The organism is Chryseobacterium indoltheticum (assembly GCF_003815915.1).
Lineage (GTDB): Bacteria > Bacteroidota > Bacteroidia > Flavobacteriales > Weeksellaceae > Chryseobacterium > Chryseobacterium indoltheticum.
In genome coordinates, this window is record NZ_CP033929.1 from 1111402 (window position 1) to 1127019 (window position 15618).

At 33.6% G+C, this 15618-nt stretch carries 16 protein-coding genes; 6 read left to right on the top strand and 10 right to left on the bottom strand.

Annotation, left to right across the window (positions count from 1 at the left end):
- Positions 1–34: 34 nt before the first annotated feature.
- The 5 genes from deoC to EG358_RS05135 all read right to left on the bottom strand — a co-directional run bounded on the left by deoC (position 35) and on the right by EG358_RS05135 (position 4431).
- Positions 35–781 carry a deoxyribose-phosphate aldolase gene (gene deoC, locus EG358_RS05115; protein WP_076562979.1) on the bottom strand — a complete coding sequence of 249 codons (747 nt, stop codon included), beginning with the start codon at positions 779–781 and terminating at the stop codon, positions 35–37.
- A 2-nt stretch (positions 782–783) separates the two neighbouring features.
- Entirely contained in the window at positions 784–1257 is a 474-nt protein-coding gene (locus EG358_RS05120) for an Lrp/AsnC ligand binding domain-containing protein (protein WP_076562981.1), read from the bottom strand.
- 21 nt (positions 1258–1278) lie between these two features.
- Positions 1279–2214 carry an endonuclease/exonuclease/phosphatase family protein gene (locus EG358_RS05125; protein WP_083677112.1) on the bottom strand — a complete coding sequence of 312 codons (936 nt, stop codon included), beginning with the start codon at positions 2212–2214 and terminating at the stop codon, positions 1279–1281.
- Positions 2215–2497: 283 nt separating this feature from the next.
- Positions 2498–3172 (bottom strand): tRNA (guanosine(37)-N1)-methyltransferase TrmD, encoded by a 675-nt coding sequence (gene trmD / locus EG358_RS05130; RefSeq protein WP_076562985.1) that lies wholly within the window; start codon positions 3170–3172, stop codon positions 2498–2500.
- The gene (locus EG358_RS05135) at positions 3169–4431 is read right to left on the bottom strand and encodes an NAD(P)/FAD-dependent oxidoreductase (protein WP_076562987.1); all 1263 of its coding nucleotides are present in this window, start codon (positions 4429–4431) and stop codon (positions 3169–3171) included. The genes trmD and EG358_RS05135 overlap by 4 nt, the downstream gene beginning before the upstream one ends.
- Positions 4432–4496: 65 nt before the next feature.
- Between EG358_RS05135 and EG358_RS05140 the strand changes: the two genes are divergently transcribed.
- Entirely contained in the window at positions 4497–5360 is an 864-nt protein-coding gene (locus EG358_RS05140; RefSeq protein ID WP_083677111.1) for a glycoside hydrolase family 25 protein, read from the top strand.
- Positions 5361–5536: 176 nt separating this feature from the next.
- Positions 5537–6841 (top strand): hypothetical protein, encoded by a 1305-nt coding sequence (locus EG358_RS05145; RefSeq protein WP_076562991.1) that lies wholly within the window; start codon positions 5537–5539, stop codon positions 6839–6841.
- 73 nt (positions 6842–6914) lie between these two features.
- On the opposite strand, the gene gap is transcribed toward EG358_RS05145, so the two are convergent.
- Entirely contained in the window at positions 6915–7919 is a 1005-nt protein-coding gene (gene gap / locus EG358_RS05150; protein ID WP_076562993.1) for a type I glyceraldehyde-3-phosphate dehydrogenase, read from the bottom strand.
- A 34-nt stretch (positions 7920–7953) separates the two neighbouring features.
- Positions 7954–8940, bottom strand: a complete 987-nt coding sequence (gene pfkA, locus EG358_RS05155; protein WP_076562995.1) for a 6-phosphofructokinase — start codon at positions 8938–8940, stop codon at positions 7954–7956.
- Positions 8941–9226: 286 nt separating this feature from the next.
- On the opposite strand from pfkA, the gene EG358_RS05160 reads away from it, so the two are divergent.
- Positions 9227–10732, top strand: coding sequence for a S8 family peptidase (locus tag EG358_RS05160; RefSeq protein WP_076562997.1), 1506 nt, complete (start codon positions 9227–9229; stop codon positions 10730–10732).
- Positions 10733–11218: 486 nt separating this feature from the next.
- Positions 11219–11491 carry a hypothetical protein gene (locus tag EG358_RS05165; RefSeq protein WP_076562999.1) on the top strand — a complete coding sequence of 91 codons (273 nt, stop codon included), beginning with the start codon at positions 11219–11221 and terminating at the stop codon, positions 11489–11491.
- A gap of 78 nt (positions 11492–11569) precedes the next feature.
- Here the strand turns inward: EG358_RS05165 and EG358_RS05170 are convergent, their stop codons facing one another.
- The 3 genes from EG358_RS05170 to EG358_RS05180 all read right to left on the bottom strand — a co-directional run bounded on the left by EG358_RS05170 (position 11570) and on the right by EG358_RS05180 (position 14244).
- Positions 11570–12733, bottom strand: a complete 1164-nt coding sequence (locus EG358_RS05170) for a carboxypeptidase-like regulatory domain-containing protein (protein WP_076563001.1) — start codon at positions 12731–12733, stop codon at positions 11570–11572.
- 57 nt (positions 12734–12790) lie between these two features.
- Positions 12791–13615, bottom strand: coding sequence for a 4,5-DOPA-extradiol-dioxygenase (gene ygiD, locus EG358_RS05175; protein ID WP_076563004.1), 825 nt, complete (start codon positions 13613–13615; stop codon positions 12791–12793).
- Positions 13616–13731: 116 nt separating this feature from the next.
- On the bottom strand, positions 13732–14244 hold the full coding sequence (locus tag EG358_RS05180) for a YceI family protein (RefSeq protein ID WP_076563006.1): 513 nt from the start codon (positions 14242–14244) through the stop codon (positions 13732–13734).
- A 198-nt stretch (positions 14245–14442) separates the two neighbouring features.
- Here EG358_RS05180 and EG358_RS05185 point away from each other — a divergent pair, with 198 nt between their 5' ends.
- Positions 14443–15111: a hypothetical protein gene (locus EG358_RS05185; protein ID WP_228421473.1), complete on the top strand. Its 669-nt coding sequence runs from the start codon at positions 14443–14445 to the stop codon at positions 15109–15111.
- Positions 15089–15595, top strand: a complete 507-nt coding sequence (locus EG358_RS05190) for a DUF4919 domain-containing protein (RefSeq protein ID WP_076563008.1) — start codon at positions 15089–15091, stop codon at positions 15593–15595. Before EG358_RS05185 ends, EG358_RS05190 begins: the two co-directional genes overlap by 23 nt.
- The last annotated feature ends 23 nt before the right edge of the window (positions 15596–15618 follow it).

A 15618-nucleotide genomic window follows, 5' to 3' on the forward strand; every position in this document is an offset into this window, starting at 1 on the left:
TGATGGGTTTTGTGTTTTTAAAAAAATTGTGTAGTTAATATCCTTCTGAAGCAGAATCATTTTTTAGAAGAGCCGTTGCAGAAGAAGTTCCAATCCTTTTAACGCCTAATTTTATCATCTTTTCGGCATCTTCCGGTGTTCTTACTCCGCCTGCTGCTTTTACGGGAAGTTTACCAGCATTATCAAGCATTATTTTGATTCCTTCGAAGGTTGCTCCATTTGGCTTTCCGTTCTCTGTTTGATAAAAACCTGTTGAAGATTTAACAAAAATATTTTTCAAGTCTTTTTTATCAAAATTTTCTTCAGCCCAGGTTGAAATATTTTTGGTAATGTCTGCAATTTGTTTATCTGTTAAAGCTGCAATTTCAATAATCCATTTAGCAATTTTTTGATGTTGAATACATAGTTGTGTACATCTTACAAACTCATCTTTTACAAGTTCAAAATTTCCTTTAAGATAAGCTTCGTAATTAATTACAAAATCCAGCTCATCTGCCCCATCATCAATTGCTTTAGAAGCTTGTGTTAATTTTTCATCAATGGTATAAGTACCTTCATGAAAACCAATTACTGTTCCCACAATAACATCAGAATTCTTTTCTCTTAAAAAACTTTTAATTTCGCCTACATAATCTGGGCGGATCATTACCGCAAAAATGTGATGATCTATAGCTTCCTCAGCTAAATCTTTTACCTTTTGAAGAGTTTCTTGTTCAGAAATTCCTGACTGTTGTGGAGTTTTTAAATAAGTTGAATCTAAATATTGAGCAATGTTTATCATGATTATACTTTCAGTTGTCTGTAAATACCTTGTTCCAAAGATATGAAAGTTTCTGTTCTTGTTACCCCTTTCAGCTTTTGAAGTTTGCTTAAAATCTGCATTAAATGATCATTGTCTTTGCATAATACTTTTAGAAAAATAGTGTAATTTCCTGTGGTATAATGCGCTTCTACAACTTCATTCACTTCCTTTAGCGATTTTACCACTTCAGGATAATGACTTGGCTGGTCAAGAAACATACCGATGTATGATACTACTTTGTATCCTATTTTTCGTGGGTTCAAAAATGAGATAGAATTCTCTATAACGCCTGCCGATTCGAGCTTCTTGATTCTCTGATGCACAGCAGTGGTAGATATCCCTACTTGTTTAGATATATAGGCCAAAGAACTTTTAGAATTGTCCATCAGCATATAAATAATTTCTTTGTCTAGCTGATCTAGTTGATAGCTGCTATTGTCGTCTGTGTTTTTCATCTTAGTATGTGTTACTTAAATTCAATTTTTTACAAAAGTCACCAAAACCGGAAAATGGTCGCTAAAGCCACCGAGATATCTTGTTCCCGCATAGGTTCTGAAAGGCCTTCCTTCAAAGCCCCTGTTTTTAGTGCTCATACTTTCAGGGTTAAAAACTTTTGCATCCTGAAATGATAATGATGCATCGGTCTTAAAAAAAGAATCTGACAGCATGATCTGGTCAAACAGTAATCCGGATTTGTAATGAAAGGTAGAATATTTTTTAGTTGAAAACAGCTTTTGAAAAGGATTGTGTAAGATCTTTTTCTGTGAATTGTCGTAAAGAATTTTTATTAAATTTTCATCATCCGGGTTTTGATTAAAATCGCCGCACAAAATGACATGTTCATGGTCTTTATCAATAATATTTAAGATCCGGTTTCTAATTTCATTCATAATGAAATTACGCTTAGGCTGATTAATGTCTTTTTCTCTTTTCGAAGGAAGATGAGCTACAAAAACATTCATTATTTCCTCTTTGAATTTTATTTTCGCAAAGAGTACATCCCTCGTCGTGTCATAATTGTCGGGTCTGTTGTCTACAATTTCAAAAAAGAAAGTGATGGCTTCAGAATCTATTATTTCAACTTTAGACTTGTCATATAACAAAGCAACGTCTACCTTTCGTTCATCGAGAGAATTATAGTGTACAATTCCGTATTGAGAGCTGAAAGGATCTAGTTTCACAAGATCTTCCAAAACTTTTTTTCCTGAAATTTCACACAAGCCGATAATGGCGGGTAAAACTCCGTTTTCTTCCTTTATTAAACGAAAAACATGTGCAATTTTTGAAAGTTTAGTTCTGTACTTTCTATCATCCCAGTTTCGTAGTCCTGATCTTGTGGGATCAAGCTTATGAATCTGCGGCGGATCGGGCAAAAATAAATTTTCAACATTGTAAAAAGCAAAGAGCTCCATCAACATATTTTTCTGATTATAGCAAAATTTTAAACTAAATTACCATTAAATATATCAAAAATTTGACTAATAAAAAAGACTAAATTAAATTAAATTTTAAAATAATTAGTTATTATAATGATAAATAATTGGTAAATCTACAATATAATTTTCAAATAAAGTCATGTATTAATAAATTGAATTTAATACATATAAATGTGAAATAAACAGGTGAGAATTCTTTTGAAAGGTAATAAAAATGTAAAATTTTCAGCAAAAGCTATTTATTGCATAAGTTTTTGTTTTATTCTAAAAGATCGGGGCGCTTTTCTGTGGTGATTTTTATTGCCTGATCATGTCTCCATTCTTCAATTTTAGCAAAATTTCCACTTAAAAGTATTTTTGGAACATCCAGACCTTTGTAAGATTCGGGTCTTGTATAAATAGGTGGTGAAAGCAAATCATCCTGGAAACTGTCTGTTAAAGCACTTTGCTCATCATTCAAAACTCCGGGAACAAGACGGATAATAGAATCTGCTAAAACACACGCCGCCAATTCGCCACCTGTCAAAACGAAATCTCCTATTGAAATTTCTTTGGTAATATGCAAATCTCTTACACGCTGATCGATTCCTTTGTAATGACCACACAAAAAGATCAGATTATTTTTAATCGATAACGTATTGGCAATTTTTTGATTTAAGGTTTCCCCATCCGGTGTCAGATAAATAATTTCGTCATATTCTCTTTGAGACTTAAGTTCAGAAATACATTTGTCTAAAGGCTCTATCATCATGACCATTCCTGCGCCGCCGCCGTACGGTTCGTCATCAATCTGACGGTGTTTGTTGATCGACCAGTCTCTTAACTGATGAAAATGTACTTCTACAATACCTTTATCAATTGCTCTTTTTAAAATAGAAGTTTGAAACGGACTTACCATTAATTCTGGAAGCACACTTATAATGTCAATTCTCATTGCTGCGTATTATTTTTTTTGGATGGCGAAATAATCAGACGTAAGGATGAATCTTTATTAAAATAGCTCCACATCCAGTTAAAAAATATGGCCAGTTTATTTCGGACGCTCAAAATAAGCATTAAATGTAAGAACATCCAAAAATACCACGCAAAAAGTCCCTGAAATTTTATAAATGGTAAATCTACAACGGCTCTGTGTTTTCCGATTGTGGCTAAAGAACCTTGATCTTTATATTCGTATTCTACCCATTCGTTTTTACTTTTCCTCAAAAAGTTTTTGCCTAAATTTTTCGCCTGATTGATGGCAACATTTGCAACCTGAGGATGACCTTGAGGATATTTCGGAGTTTCCATGTAAGCAATGTCTCCGACTGCGTAAATGTTTTCGTAGCCTTTTACTTTATTAAAACGGTCAACAATATATCGATTTCTGACTAAGTTTTCGGAAGGAAAGCCATCAACGACATTTCCTGTAACTCCTGCAGCCCAAATCACGTTATTAGAAGGAATTTCTTTGCCGCTTTTCATATATACTTTATCCCCGTCATAATCGGTTACGATTTCGCCACTGAGAAATTTTACACCTAATTCTTTTAAATATTTTTCAGACTTTTCCTGAGCTTCGGGGCTCATTACGGCGAGAGGCTTTTCGGTAGAACTTACAAGAATTATTTGAAGCTGATCAAAATTCATATAAGGATAATCACGCGGAAGAATTTCTTTTTTCATTTCTGAAAAAGCTCCGGCAAGTTCTACTCCGGTTGGTCCGCTTCCCACGATAACGATATTCCAGTTTCCGTCATCACTTCGGCTTTTTTCAAGAATCAGTTTTTCGAAAGTCATCAAGACATGATTTCTGATACCGATCGCCTCCTGGGTGTTTTTCATTCCGAAAGCTTTGCTTTCAAGATCTTTATTTCCGAAGAAATTGGTTTTACAACCTGTAGCGATGATTAATTTGTCGTAAGTAAATTCTGCGCCGTCAGTAATGACCTTATTGTTAGCTGTATCAATAGACTTTACATCGGTTAAACGAAACTGTGTATTTCTGGATTGCTGAAAGATTTTTCTGAAAGGAAAAGAAATATTGGAAGGCTCTATTCGTCCACAGGCGACCTGATAAAACAGTGGCTGGAACATGTGGTGGTTTACTCTGTCGAGAACAATTACTTTTTTATTTTTATTGTTCAGCGTTTTTGCAAGCTGCAATCCCGCAAAACCTCCTCCAATAATGATGATCTTTTCGCGTGTTTCCATAATACACAAATTTACTTATTTTATTTAGTATTTTAGGGCTTAAAAAGTTAGTTTTGCAAAACTTTATGAGCCCTAGAAAGTACACCAAAAAAACTGCCAAAAGCATCCATAAATCGAGACGTAAGAATTATTTTTTGCGACGAAAAATAGTGTTGGTAATATTGATTATTGCACTTATCGGAACAGGTTTGTATCTTAAGCAATCAATCACTTACTATTATGCGCTGTACTTTAATAAATTTACTCATAAGAAGCTAAAAAACAGTGAAAACGAAACTTTAAGAATTCAGAAAATAATCTCAGATAATCTCGATAAAACGTATGGTTTCGACATTTCTCATTATCAAAGTAAGGAAGATATAAAATGGGATAGTCTGAGCATCGGAAATAAAACAATTCCATTGGAATTTGTGGTGATGAGAGCAACGATGGGAAACCGAAATGCCGATAAAAATTTTGATGAATTCTGGACTTCTGCAAAAGAGCATAATCTCATTCGTGGAGCATATCATTTTTACCGGGCTGATGAAGATCCGGTGATTCAGGCAAACAATTTTTTGGATAATGTAAAGCTGGAAAGTGGTGATCTGCCACCGGTTTTAGACATTGAAAAAATTCCAAAAACAAAATCTAACGAAAAGCTGATTGAAGACCTGAAAGTCTGGTGTAAAATTATCGAGGAAACATACGGCGTAAAGCCAATTATTTATACTTATTATCATTATTACAAAGACTTTCTGAGAGGAGAATTTGATGATTATCCGATTTGGCTTGCCAATTACAATGATGTTCCGGCACCATCCCCTGAAGATCAATGGGACTTTTGGCAGTTTACAGAAAATGGAATTGTATATGGGATTAATTCTAAAATAGATCTGAATATATATAATGGCGGAGTCTGGTCATTAAAAAATCTTACATTAGACTAAATTCATGTATTATTGGCTTATGTTGAGAATTTACTAAAAATTAATCTGTAAAATTATTTTTGCTTTAAAAAATTACAGATATTTGTATAAACTAATATCTGAAAACTCGGCTGCCAATATTTTTGGTAGTTGCTTTTTCGCTTTTTATAAACTAACCATAAAAAACAAAAGTAATCATGAGAACAAAAATTTTATTGCTGTTTCTGCTCGGATGGGTGGGGATGGTGTCTGCGCAAATCGAAACCAAAGTTTTCGAATTAAATTTAGGAAAACCTTCCAAAAATGCTTTAACTGCTACAGATTCTAGCAATAAGTTGGTTATAAAAACAAATCAGCTATTATCATTCGATCTAAAAAACGCCAATCCATACAAGTATAAATATGTGATCAATCACAGATTTGTAGATTTATATGAAGGACAAGGTTATAATCCTTTAGATAGTATCGGAAAAGTAGTTCCAATTAAAAATGCAATGACTCAAAATTCGGAAAAGAACAATGATTCGATATTTCAAGAACATAATTCTATGTCTGAATTTTCAACAAATTTTATTAAAGGAAAAGAAACGGCAAACGAAGAAGAAGATAAAACCAACATTAAGAATGCAACTAAAGTTTTGCAAAAATCTTTTAATGACCTGAAAGTAAATGTTGACACCTATATTGTCGAAATTTCAGCAGAGGATTTTTTAGACAAAAACAAATTTGATTCTATACGAAAAAATTTTAATACTTCTTACATCAATCTTTTATCTGCATCGCAAAATATAGGTAACGAAGCGGAAAACTTTCCAGAGACATCCGAATATTTTAGTAAAAAACAAAAGCCTATAGACTCTATATCTGTAAAAATAAAGAATGAGATTTCGAAAATGTATCAGCTGAAATTATACAATTATCTGCTGCCAATTGATATTAATGGTAAAAATATTGATGTTGTGGAGGTTACTTTAGAACGTTATGATAGGTCTGTTGCAAACCCAATTCCTGATAAGTATGTTTTTAACATATGGGTAAAAGGAGGTTTGAAAATTGATATAAGTGGGGGTGTTTTTCTTACCTCATTAATGGATAAAGAATATGAAACGAAAGACGATACAGGAAACAACAAATTTATATATAGCAAAGAAAAAGGAGATTACGATTTCGGATTTGGCTCAATGATCAATCTATCTTTAAGAGGTGGCTCTTGGGTGCGCCCTGCTTTGAGTATTGGAGCTTTATTTACTACAAATCAAAAGTTTCAAATATTAACAGGATTTGGTTTAATTTTAGGAAAAGAAGAACGTCTTGTTTTACACGGAGGTCTTACAATGGGTGCGGTATCACGAATTTCGGATCAGTATAAAACTAATGGAGAAATCTCTTACGACTTAGGAACAGAAGGAACTGTTGCTACAAATAATAAATTTTCTTTTGGCCATTTTTTTGGGATTACCTATAACTTTGGAAGAGTTAAAAAACAAGAACCTGCAAAATAAATTTAAGATTTTAGTTTAAACAAAAAACCTTCCATCCGGAAGGTTTTCTTATATCTAATTTGAAATGTATCAATTACAAAGAAGCAGAATGGATCAACATATCAACCAATTTGTTTGAGTAACCCATTTCGTTGTCATACCAAGAAACAAGTTTTACAAAGTTTGGAGAAAGCATAATTCCTGCATCTTTATCGAAGATTGAAGTTCTCTTGTCTCCGATGAAATCCTGAGAAACTACAGCATCTTCAGTGTATCCAAGGATACCTTTCAATTCACCTTCAGAAGCAGCTTTGATTACCGCACAGATTTCTTCATAAGAAGCAGCTTTTTCAATTCTTACTGTTAAATCTACTACAGAAACGTCAACAGTTGGTACTCTGAAAGACATACCTGTTAATTTTCCGTTCAATGAAGGGATTACTTTTCCTACTGCTTTTGCAGCACCTGTAGAAGAAGGGATGATGTTATTTAGAGCAGCTCTACCACCTCTCCAGTCTTTCATTGAAGGACCGTCAACAGTTTTTTGAGTAGCTGTTGTAGCGTGTACAGTAGTCATTAAACCTTCTACGATTCCGAAGTTATCGTGAATTACTTTAGCTAAAGGAGCTAAACAGTTTGTGGTACAAGAAGCGTTTGATAAGATTTTGATATCGTCAGTAAGTTCTTTGTGGTTTACACCCATTACAAACATTGGAGTATCATCTTTAGAAGGAGCAGAAAGAATTACTTTTTTTGCACCTGCAGTAATATGCTTTGATGCACTTTCTTTATCTAAAAATAAACCTGTAGATTCTACGATATAATCAGCACCGATTTCGTTCCACTTTAGGTTGGTTGGGTCTTTTTCTGCAGTAACTCTGATTTTCTTTCCGTTTACCACAAGATCGTTACCTTCTACAGAAACTTCTCCAGGGAAAATTCCGTGTACAGAATCGTATTTTAACATGTAAGCCATGTATTCTGCATTGATAAGGTCGTTGATTCCTACAACTTCGATGTTGCTTCTCTCTGTCATTGCTCTGAAAACAAGACGACCGATTCTACCAAAACCGTTAATACCTACTTTAATTGTTGACATAATGATTTACTTTTTTAAAAATTATATTAAATAGTTAGATTGCTAAAATTTCAGAAATTAATAAAAGATCTCTATTGATTTCGTTGTGTTTTTTGATTGCCTCTTCGATCTCTGTATAAACAATATCGTTAGAACGCATTCCTGCCATTACATTGGTTTGCCCTTCCATTAATCCTACCACGGCTCCGTAACCCAGTCTGCTCGCCAAAACTCTATCGGCGCAGCTTGGTGAACCACCTCTTTGGATGTGACCTAAAATTGCTACACGGATATCATAATCAGGGAATTCTTTTTGAGTCTGCTCAGCCAGTTCGTAGATATTTGCAAGTTTTTCACCTTCAGCAACAACAACAATACTTGAAGCTTTTCCTGTTTTTTCAGCATTTCTGAAGGTTGCAAACAACTCATCCATACTGTCTTTTTTCTCAGGAATAAGAATGTCTAAAGCTCCGGTTGCCAAACCACTGTTTAAGGCAATGAAACCTGCATCACGACCCATCACCTCAACAAAGAAAACTCTGTTGTGAGAAGTCGCCGTATCACGGATTTTGTCAATCGCATCCATTGCTGTGTTCAAAGCAGTATCGTATCCAATGGTATTATCGGTTCCGAAAATATCATTGTCAATCGTTCCGGGAACACCTATTACTCTGATGCCAAATTCTTCATTAAAGATTTTAGCTCCGGTAAAAGTACCGTCACCGCCAATACACACCAAAGCATCAATTCCATATTTCATGCAATTGTCATAAGCCTTCTGACGACCTTCTTTGGTTCTGAATTCCACGGAACGGGCAGATTTAAGAATCGTACCACCCTGATTGATTATATTTTTTACGGAACGAGGCCCCATTTTCAGGAAGTCATCGTGGATAAGACCATTGTAGCCTTCTCGTACACCGTAACATTCGATATTATAGTAATTTGCGGTTCTTACAACCGCTCTTAATGCTGCGTTCATACCCGGAGAATCTCCTCCTGAAGTAAGAACTGCAATTTTTTTTACAGCACTTTCTTTCATCTAGTAAAAAATTTCAAACACAAATTTACGAAAACAAGTTCAGATAACTGTAGCATTTTGAGAATAACTTTAAGTATTAAGTTTTTACTATTGATTGGGATTATTATGTTAAATCTGAGGATTAGTCATTCCTTTTGTGATGAAGTTTAATCATGAAAAATAAATTTGAAATTGTAATTATTGTAAAGTATTTATAACATACTTTTTTATGTTCAAAATAAAATTTTAATATGTCTATATCATTAGAAATTAATATCTTGGAGTACCAAATTTTAAATATTTTAGTATGAAAAAATGTGTATTTTACGTATTGGCAGTTTTTGCGCTGGGCTCTTGTTCCACAGAAGACATGCAGACCAATGCTATTGAAGCAGAAATTGTACAGACAGATCCTTTGAGTGCAAGACAAATCAACGAACAAATCAATGAAACCACCAAAATGAAAGGAAAATTTTCGTGGAACGAGGCTTCCTCACACTTTTTGTGGAGCGGGATTGTTCAGGGAAATAAAATTGCTTCAATCGGTTTTGGAAATTCAAAAGATGATTTCGACAGGAGCAAATCTTCTAATTCTGAGGCTTTACAACAGGAAATTTTAGATGTTATTCAGCAATATGAAGGAAAAAGCAAGAGAGTTTTATTGGCTTCTGATGAATTTCTAAATCAAATAGATGTTTATATCGAAAAGCAGGAAACGGTGATTGCGTTACGAAAATTGAAATCAATACGCTATTTCGAGCCTGCAGATTATCGTTATTTTGAAAATGAAAATAAAATCAATGGTGTTGCAGCAAAATCAAGTGGAAGTTCTTCGGGCTGTGGATTAGAATCAACTGCTCTGAATGCTTCAGATTATACTACCGTAACTCCAAATGCACAAGCACCTTGGTCATTTGCAAAACATAATATTACCAGCGCATGGAATTACAGCACAGGAGCCGGAGTAACCATCGGATTAATCGATTCAGGAGTTTCTTTCAATCAAAGTTTGTTGAGTGGCAGTTTTAATAATGGCTCATCTTCGGGAAGAACGATCAGTAAAAACGGAGTGTATGTAGATTCTGTTTGGCCATGGAGTTCCGGTTATGACGGAGCGGATGATAAATGCGGCCACGGAACGAGCATGGCTTCTGCAATGGCGGCTCCGAGAAATAATCAGGGACAACCGGTTGGTGTTGCATATAATGCAAACTTGATTTCTTATCGTGCAGCTTCTAATGTTGTTTTGGATGGGTATCACGAACAAGAAGGAGTGAAAATCGCCTTTACCAATCTTGGAAATACAGCAAGTGTGAAAATAATTTCAATGTCGATGGGGCATATTTTCTCAGTTGGAAAAATTGAAGACGGTGTAAAATATGCTTATTCTAAAGGAAAACTTATTTTCTGTGCCGGTGGAACTTCTACAAGTTTTACAACATTTGTTGGCGTAATTTTTCCGGCTTGGATGCCAGAAACACAGGCAATAACAGGAGTGAAAGAAAATACTTCAAATCAGAAGTGTGATGTTTGCCATTCTGGAAGCGAAATAGATTTTACGTATCAGATGGAAAGAGCTTCGGGAAATAATATACCTGTATTGAGTTATTACAATGCACAAACCGATTATGTTGGCGGCTCTTCTGTGGCAACTGCTTCTACTGCTGGTATTGCAGCTTTGGTTTGGTCTAAAAATCCGTCATGGACGAGAGATCAGGTTTTAAATAAAATGAGACAGTCTGCAACCTATTATCCAACCAAGAATGCAGATTACGGATATGGAAATATTAATGTTTTACAAGCTGTACAATAGATTTAACAATATTTTGAGGAGCTAAAAAACAATAAAAATAAAATTTTAAAAAGTAGTGTCATAAGAAATGACGCTACTTTTTTTATGATTCGCAACGGTAATTATGGTTTTAGTTTAACCTGAATAATCTTATTGTGTATTTTTAATATGATATTTAAAATATGTTATTAATGTTGAAATATTTTATATAATTATATATGTTTATTAAATTTGATAAAAAAATTTAGTGTTTGGTAATTATACTTAAAAGTGAAAATACGTATTTATACGCTATTAAATATATTTTGTCTGTAGTAGCTTTGTCATGTGATCACAAACAAATAACAGCATTGTTTAAAATAAAATTGAAAATCAATAAATTAATTTTCAAGAATATCTAAAACAATCTTTATTAAAAAAAACTTTAACCTTGGAGACCAGAAACCATTAAAAAACGGGGCGCAATCCGAAAAGCCATAAGAGTAGGAAAAAAACAAAATATTAACCATGACAACAGCACAAGAATCATTAGTAGGAGGATGGACAGCATACCACGCTCTTACGCCACAAGATCAAAAAGTATTTGACGAAGCAATGAGAGGATTTGTAGGAGTAAAATATACACCGCAACTTGTAGCTACACAATTAGTAAACGGAACTAATTACCGTTTCAAATGTGACGCATCTATGCCGCCTTCACAAGTTATTTGGGGAGCAATCGTAGAAATTTACAGCCCAATTGAAGGCGTACCACATGTTGTTGCAATTACAAGAATCTAATTGAAGCACTTACATATTATAATCGGAGGATTTATCTTCCGATTTTTTTTTGTGCAAAATTTTAGTGATTAAATGTAATCAATCTCCCAACTGATAATCCAAAGGCAAAAGAAACTCGATTTTATTTTTGGTAAACTCTCCCTGATTTGTCAGCATGCCGGGGTTTGAAGTATTTCCGTTAGTGTAAATTTCAAAAGTGTCGCTTTCGGGATGAAGAAAAGAAGTTTCTACGATTGGGATTGTAGCTTTTACAAACTGTCCTTTTTGCAACTCATAAAAATACCTTTTGAAATTAATCTGCATCATATAATCATAATCCAAAAATAATTTATTGTCTGTTTTTTTTGTGTAATCAGTCTCTGGAATCTGTGTTTTTGTAATACCAATTTTATAAGGTTGCTCGTTTCTTTTACGATTACCAATATCTAAAATGTCTTCCGGAATATTTAATGTACCTTTTGATTTAAGCATTTCTGTAAAATCTTTGAGCCGTTGCAATTCTTCTTCAGTAGGATATTTTGAGTTCGGAAACTTGGTAATCTGGTTCACAATAAAGCCTTCATCAGCAACTTTATTTGCAAAAACACTTCTGAAAAAATGAACCTGACTGCCGTCATAGGCATTCATTCTGTTGAGTTTTACTTTATCTGTATTTTTAGTTTCTTTAAAAAAGCTTGTTCCTGTATAACGGGTCGTTTTGTTTTCAAAATCACCAACAAAATCCTGAAGATTATAGTCAATTTGATAACCTAAGTTTTTATTTTCTATAATTAAAGTTTGTGGAGCTTTTACTCTTAAAATTTTATTCGTTTTATCATAAGAAAACTTCAGAGAACGTTGATTTTTGATTTTTACATTAGATTGATCCGAACCAATAAAAGAATCCAGAAAGTATTTGATGTAATTTTTATAGGCAGTTTCTGTAAATGGGATGATCACAACTTCTTCGATTTCTTTCGCTTTTATCAAAACCACTTTCAGCTTTTTATTTAAAACATCCGAAGTGTTTACGATGACAGTTTCGTAATTATCTTTCTGAAAAACGAGACTGTTATTGTTTTTTGAGGTCAGATTAAAACTTCCGTCTGCTGCCGAAGTCGTTCCCGTTTTCGTTCCGTCGAGATAGATGTTGACATTCTCAATCGGTTTATCGATATCATTCACGACTGTACCTTTTATGGTTTGTGAAAAAAGCACATAAAAAGGACAAATCATTAAGAAAAGTAATACTGTTTTTTTCATGGTAAACAATATTACTAAATTTATAGTGATAAAAAAAGAAGGCTAAAGAAATTTAATTTAACCGATTTTTACACTCGTCATACTCAGTGAACCGCCAATTAAATCATCATTAAATAAAACCAGATCTTCCGATTTATTTTTTAAACCTAAAGAATAGATCAATGGCAAATAATGATCGGGTGTAGGAATGGCGTATTGCAGAAAAGTTCCCTGTTTTTGATAATCAATAAGGTTCTGAAAATTTCCGTCAAGAAGCCAGTTGTTGGTTTTTTCACGAGCTTCAATTGCCCAGTCCCAACCCGCTCCAACGGTATCAATGTTTCGCCAATCAATTAATCTTAGATTATGCACAATATTTCCGCTGCCGATAATTAAGATACCTTTTTCTCTCAGTTTTTCTAATTTTTTAGCCAGATCAAAATGATATTGCGGTGGTTTTGTATAATCAATACTCAACTGAATCACGGGAATATCAGCATTGGGATACATGTGTTTAATTACCGACCAAGCTCCATGATCAAGCCCCCAATTGTGATCTTCTTCAACGATTGGATTTAAAATTTCAGCAACTTCGTGTGCCAATTCAGGATTTCCGGGAGCAGGATATTGTACATCAAACAAAGCTTGCGGGAAACCACCAAAATCGTGAATCGTTTTGGGCATATCCATCGCCGTAACTTTTGTTCCGCGGGTGAACCAGTGTGCAGAAATACACAAAATAGCATTTGGTTTTGGAATTTCCTTCGCAACATTTCTAAAACCCTGTACAAACTGATTTTCTTCAATGGCATTCATCGGAGAACCGTGACCAAGAAAAAGAACCGGCATTTTCTGCGAGTTTTTAAACTGGCTGCTTATATTCTGTAAATCATTGAGATTCATTTCTATTAAGATTAAAAAAGGTTCAAGGTTAAATAATAATCCCTGAACCTTCTGATTTAAAAAACTAATTATTTCATTATTCCACGTTTTGTGGCTTGTAGAAATTTATTTTAAAATTACGCTTGTTTTACAAACTGCAATTCACCTGCAATTTTCACTTCATCGCTTACCATTACACCTCCTGCTTCAAGAGCTGCATTCCAGTTAAGTCCGAAATCTTTTCTATTGATTTTTCCTTCAAAAGAAAAACCTGCCTTTGTATTTCCCCAAGGATCTACGTTGATTCCTCCGAAGTCTACATCCAAAGTAATTGGCTTCGTAACTCCGTTTACCGTAAGATTTCCGGTCACAGAATTATTAAGAGCATCAGACTCAAAAGTGATTGTAGGATTAGCTTCTGCATTAAAAAATTCTGCAGATTTCAGGTGATTATCTCTGTCTGTATTGTGAGTAGAGATAGAATCTACATTAATTGTAGCGGTAGTTTTTGCATTCGCAAAAGTATCGTCTTCAGCTTCGATTTCTGCAGTGAAGTTGGTAAAATTACCTTTGATGTTAGAGATCATCATGTGTTTTACTTTAAAAGTAATTTCACTGTGCGCTGGGTCTAAATTCCATTTTGTAGCCATTGTATTTATTTTTTGTTGTTATTTAATACTGCAAATCTAAGACAAGAATGATTTCCGATTCATTGACTTAGGATAAGAAATTAATTTTTACATAAATTTAATGAGAATTCTGCAGTTATTTGTCGTTGAAGAAGTAAATTCTTATTTCAGGTTTTGAAATTCATAAATAATTAAAGAAAATAATTCTATTTTTGTTAGATGATGGAAAAAAAATCCCCGTTTTTAGACACTTTGTTTCTTCTCAGAAAAGAAGGTACACTGACTATTTTTTCAGATCTTAAAACGCTGTCTGAAAAAGAAGAAAAAGAGGCGGAAGATTTTTTCGAATCTGAATTTGAAAAAGAAAGATTAGATTTTTTATCAGATAAGATTCCATTCAATAAAGAAGCTGCCATTTGGGCTGCAAAAGTTTTGTATCACAGTGCTCAGTTGTATTTAATAAGAAAAGATACAGCGAAAGATTTAGAAAAACTGATTCCGCAATATCGAGGTGAAAAAGATGTTTCCGCAATTTTATCTGCAGATTTGTCGTTGAGGTTTTTACCACAATTGCTCGATGCGCTTAAGATTGCAGATTCTACAGATCCTTTGGTGAAAATTCTGGAAAATATTTTACAACAGTTTCATTATTCCGGAATTGGATTAGATTTAAATTTGGAAAACATCAATTGGGAAGAAGAATTAAAAAACAAAACCTACCGAAAATTATATCTTGAAAGAATTGTAGAAGAGAAAGCTTATTCATTGGCGGAAATTCCATATATCAACCAATTGCTGATTGCAGAATTTGGGATGTACAAAGATATTTTTTGGAAAGAATTAAAAATAAATAACACACAAGAGAATGAGTCAAGAAACAGTATTTGATTTTATAAAAGATCCCACAAAAGAAAATTTTCTAAAATCTAGAGAATTAATTGTTACTAATCCAGATTACAATCCTTATTCTGATGATTTAAGCATCATGGAAAAGTTGTATGAAAATAAAGAGTATGAAAAACTGAATTATTATGTTACTATTAATGTGTTACTAAGTCCCAGAGCGCATTTTCTAAAATATTTTTCTTTAAAGGAATCCGGAAATACAAAAGCAGCAGAAAGTGTAATGTTTATTTGTCATAATATTCTGAAATGTATTGAGAAAACAGGAGACGGAACGATACAGAACCCATATATTGTAATTAGAGTTTCTGATGAAATTGATTTTTTACAGCTTCATTTGCGAAAAAAACATACCCAACAAAGACTTATTCAAAACGAAGATAAATACCTACATGTTTTAACATTAGAAGATGGGTCTGAGTTGTATTTTGATATTACAGATTCTTACAAGAAAGCTTCTTTTTCGTGAAAAACGAAAAAAATGATGATGAG

What these genes read in the sequence shown, in the direction of transcription:
- EG358_RS05165 (WP_076562999.1), top strand. Translation starts at nt 11,219, where the DNA reads ATGACAACAGCACAAGAATCATTAGTAGGAGGATGGACAGCATACCAC.
- gap (WP_076562993.1), bottom strand. Translation starts at nt 7,919, where the DNA reads ATGTCAACAATTAAAGTAGGTATTAACGGTTTTGGTAGAATCGGTCGT.
- pfkA (WP_076562995.1), bottom strand. Translation starts at nt 8,940, where the DNA reads ATGAAAGAAAGTGCTGTAAAAAAAATTGCAGTTCTTACTTCAGGAGGA.
- EG358_RS05135 (WP_076562987.1), bottom strand. Translation starts at nt 4,431, where the DNA reads ATGGAAACACGCGAAAAGATCATCATTATTGGAGGAGGTTTTGCGGGA.
- EG358_RS05190 (WP_076563008.1), top strand. Translation starts at nt 15,089, where the DNA reads ATGAGTCAAGAAACAGTATTTGATTTTATAAAAGATCCCACAAAAGAA.
- EG358_RS05120 (WP_076562981.1), bottom strand. Translation starts at nt 1,257, where the DNA reads ATGAAAAACACAGACGACAATAGCAGCTATCAACTAGATCAGCTAGAC.
- trmD (WP_076562985.1), bottom strand. Translation starts at nt 3,172, where the DNA reads ATGAGAATTGACATTATAAGTGTGCTTCCAGAATTAATGGTAAGTCCG.
- EG358_RS05185 (WP_228421473.1), top strand. Translation starts at nt 14,443, where the DNA reads ATGATGGAAAAAAAATCCCCGTTTTTAGACACTTTGTTTCTTCTCAGA.
- EG358_RS05125 (WP_083677112.1), bottom strand. Translation starts at nt 2,214, where the DNA reads ATGGAGCTCTTTGCTTTTTACAATGTTGAAAATTTATTTTTGCCCGAT.
- EG358_RS05170 (WP_076563001.1), bottom strand. Translation starts at nt 12,733, where the DNA reads ATGAAAAAAACAGTATTACTTTTCTTAATGATTTGTCCTTTTTATGTG.
- EG358_RS05180 (WP_076563006.1), bottom strand. Translation starts at nt 14,244, where the DNA reads ATGGCTACAAAATGGAATTTAGACCCAGCGCACAGTGAAATTACTTTT.
- deoC (WP_076562979.1), bottom strand. Translation starts at nt 781, where the DNA reads ATGATAAACATTGCTCAATATTTAGATTCAACTTATTTAAAAACTCCA.
- EG358_RS05140 (WP_083677111.1), top strand. Translation starts at nt 4,497, where the DNA reads ATGAGCCCTAGAAAGTACACCAAAAAAACTGCCAAAAGCATCCATAAA.
- EG358_RS05160 (WP_076562997.1), top strand. Translation starts at nt 9,227, where the DNA reads ATGAAAAAATGTGTATTTTACGTATTGGCAGTTTTTGCGCTGGGCTCT.
- ygiD (WP_076563004.1), bottom strand. Translation starts at nt 13,615, where the DNA reads ATGAATCTCAATGATTTACAGAATATAAGCAGCCAGTTTAAAAACTCG.
- EG358_RS05145 (WP_076562991.1), top strand. Translation starts at nt 5,537, where the DNA reads ATGAGAACAAAAATTTTATTGCTGTTTCTGCTCGGATGGGTGGGGATG.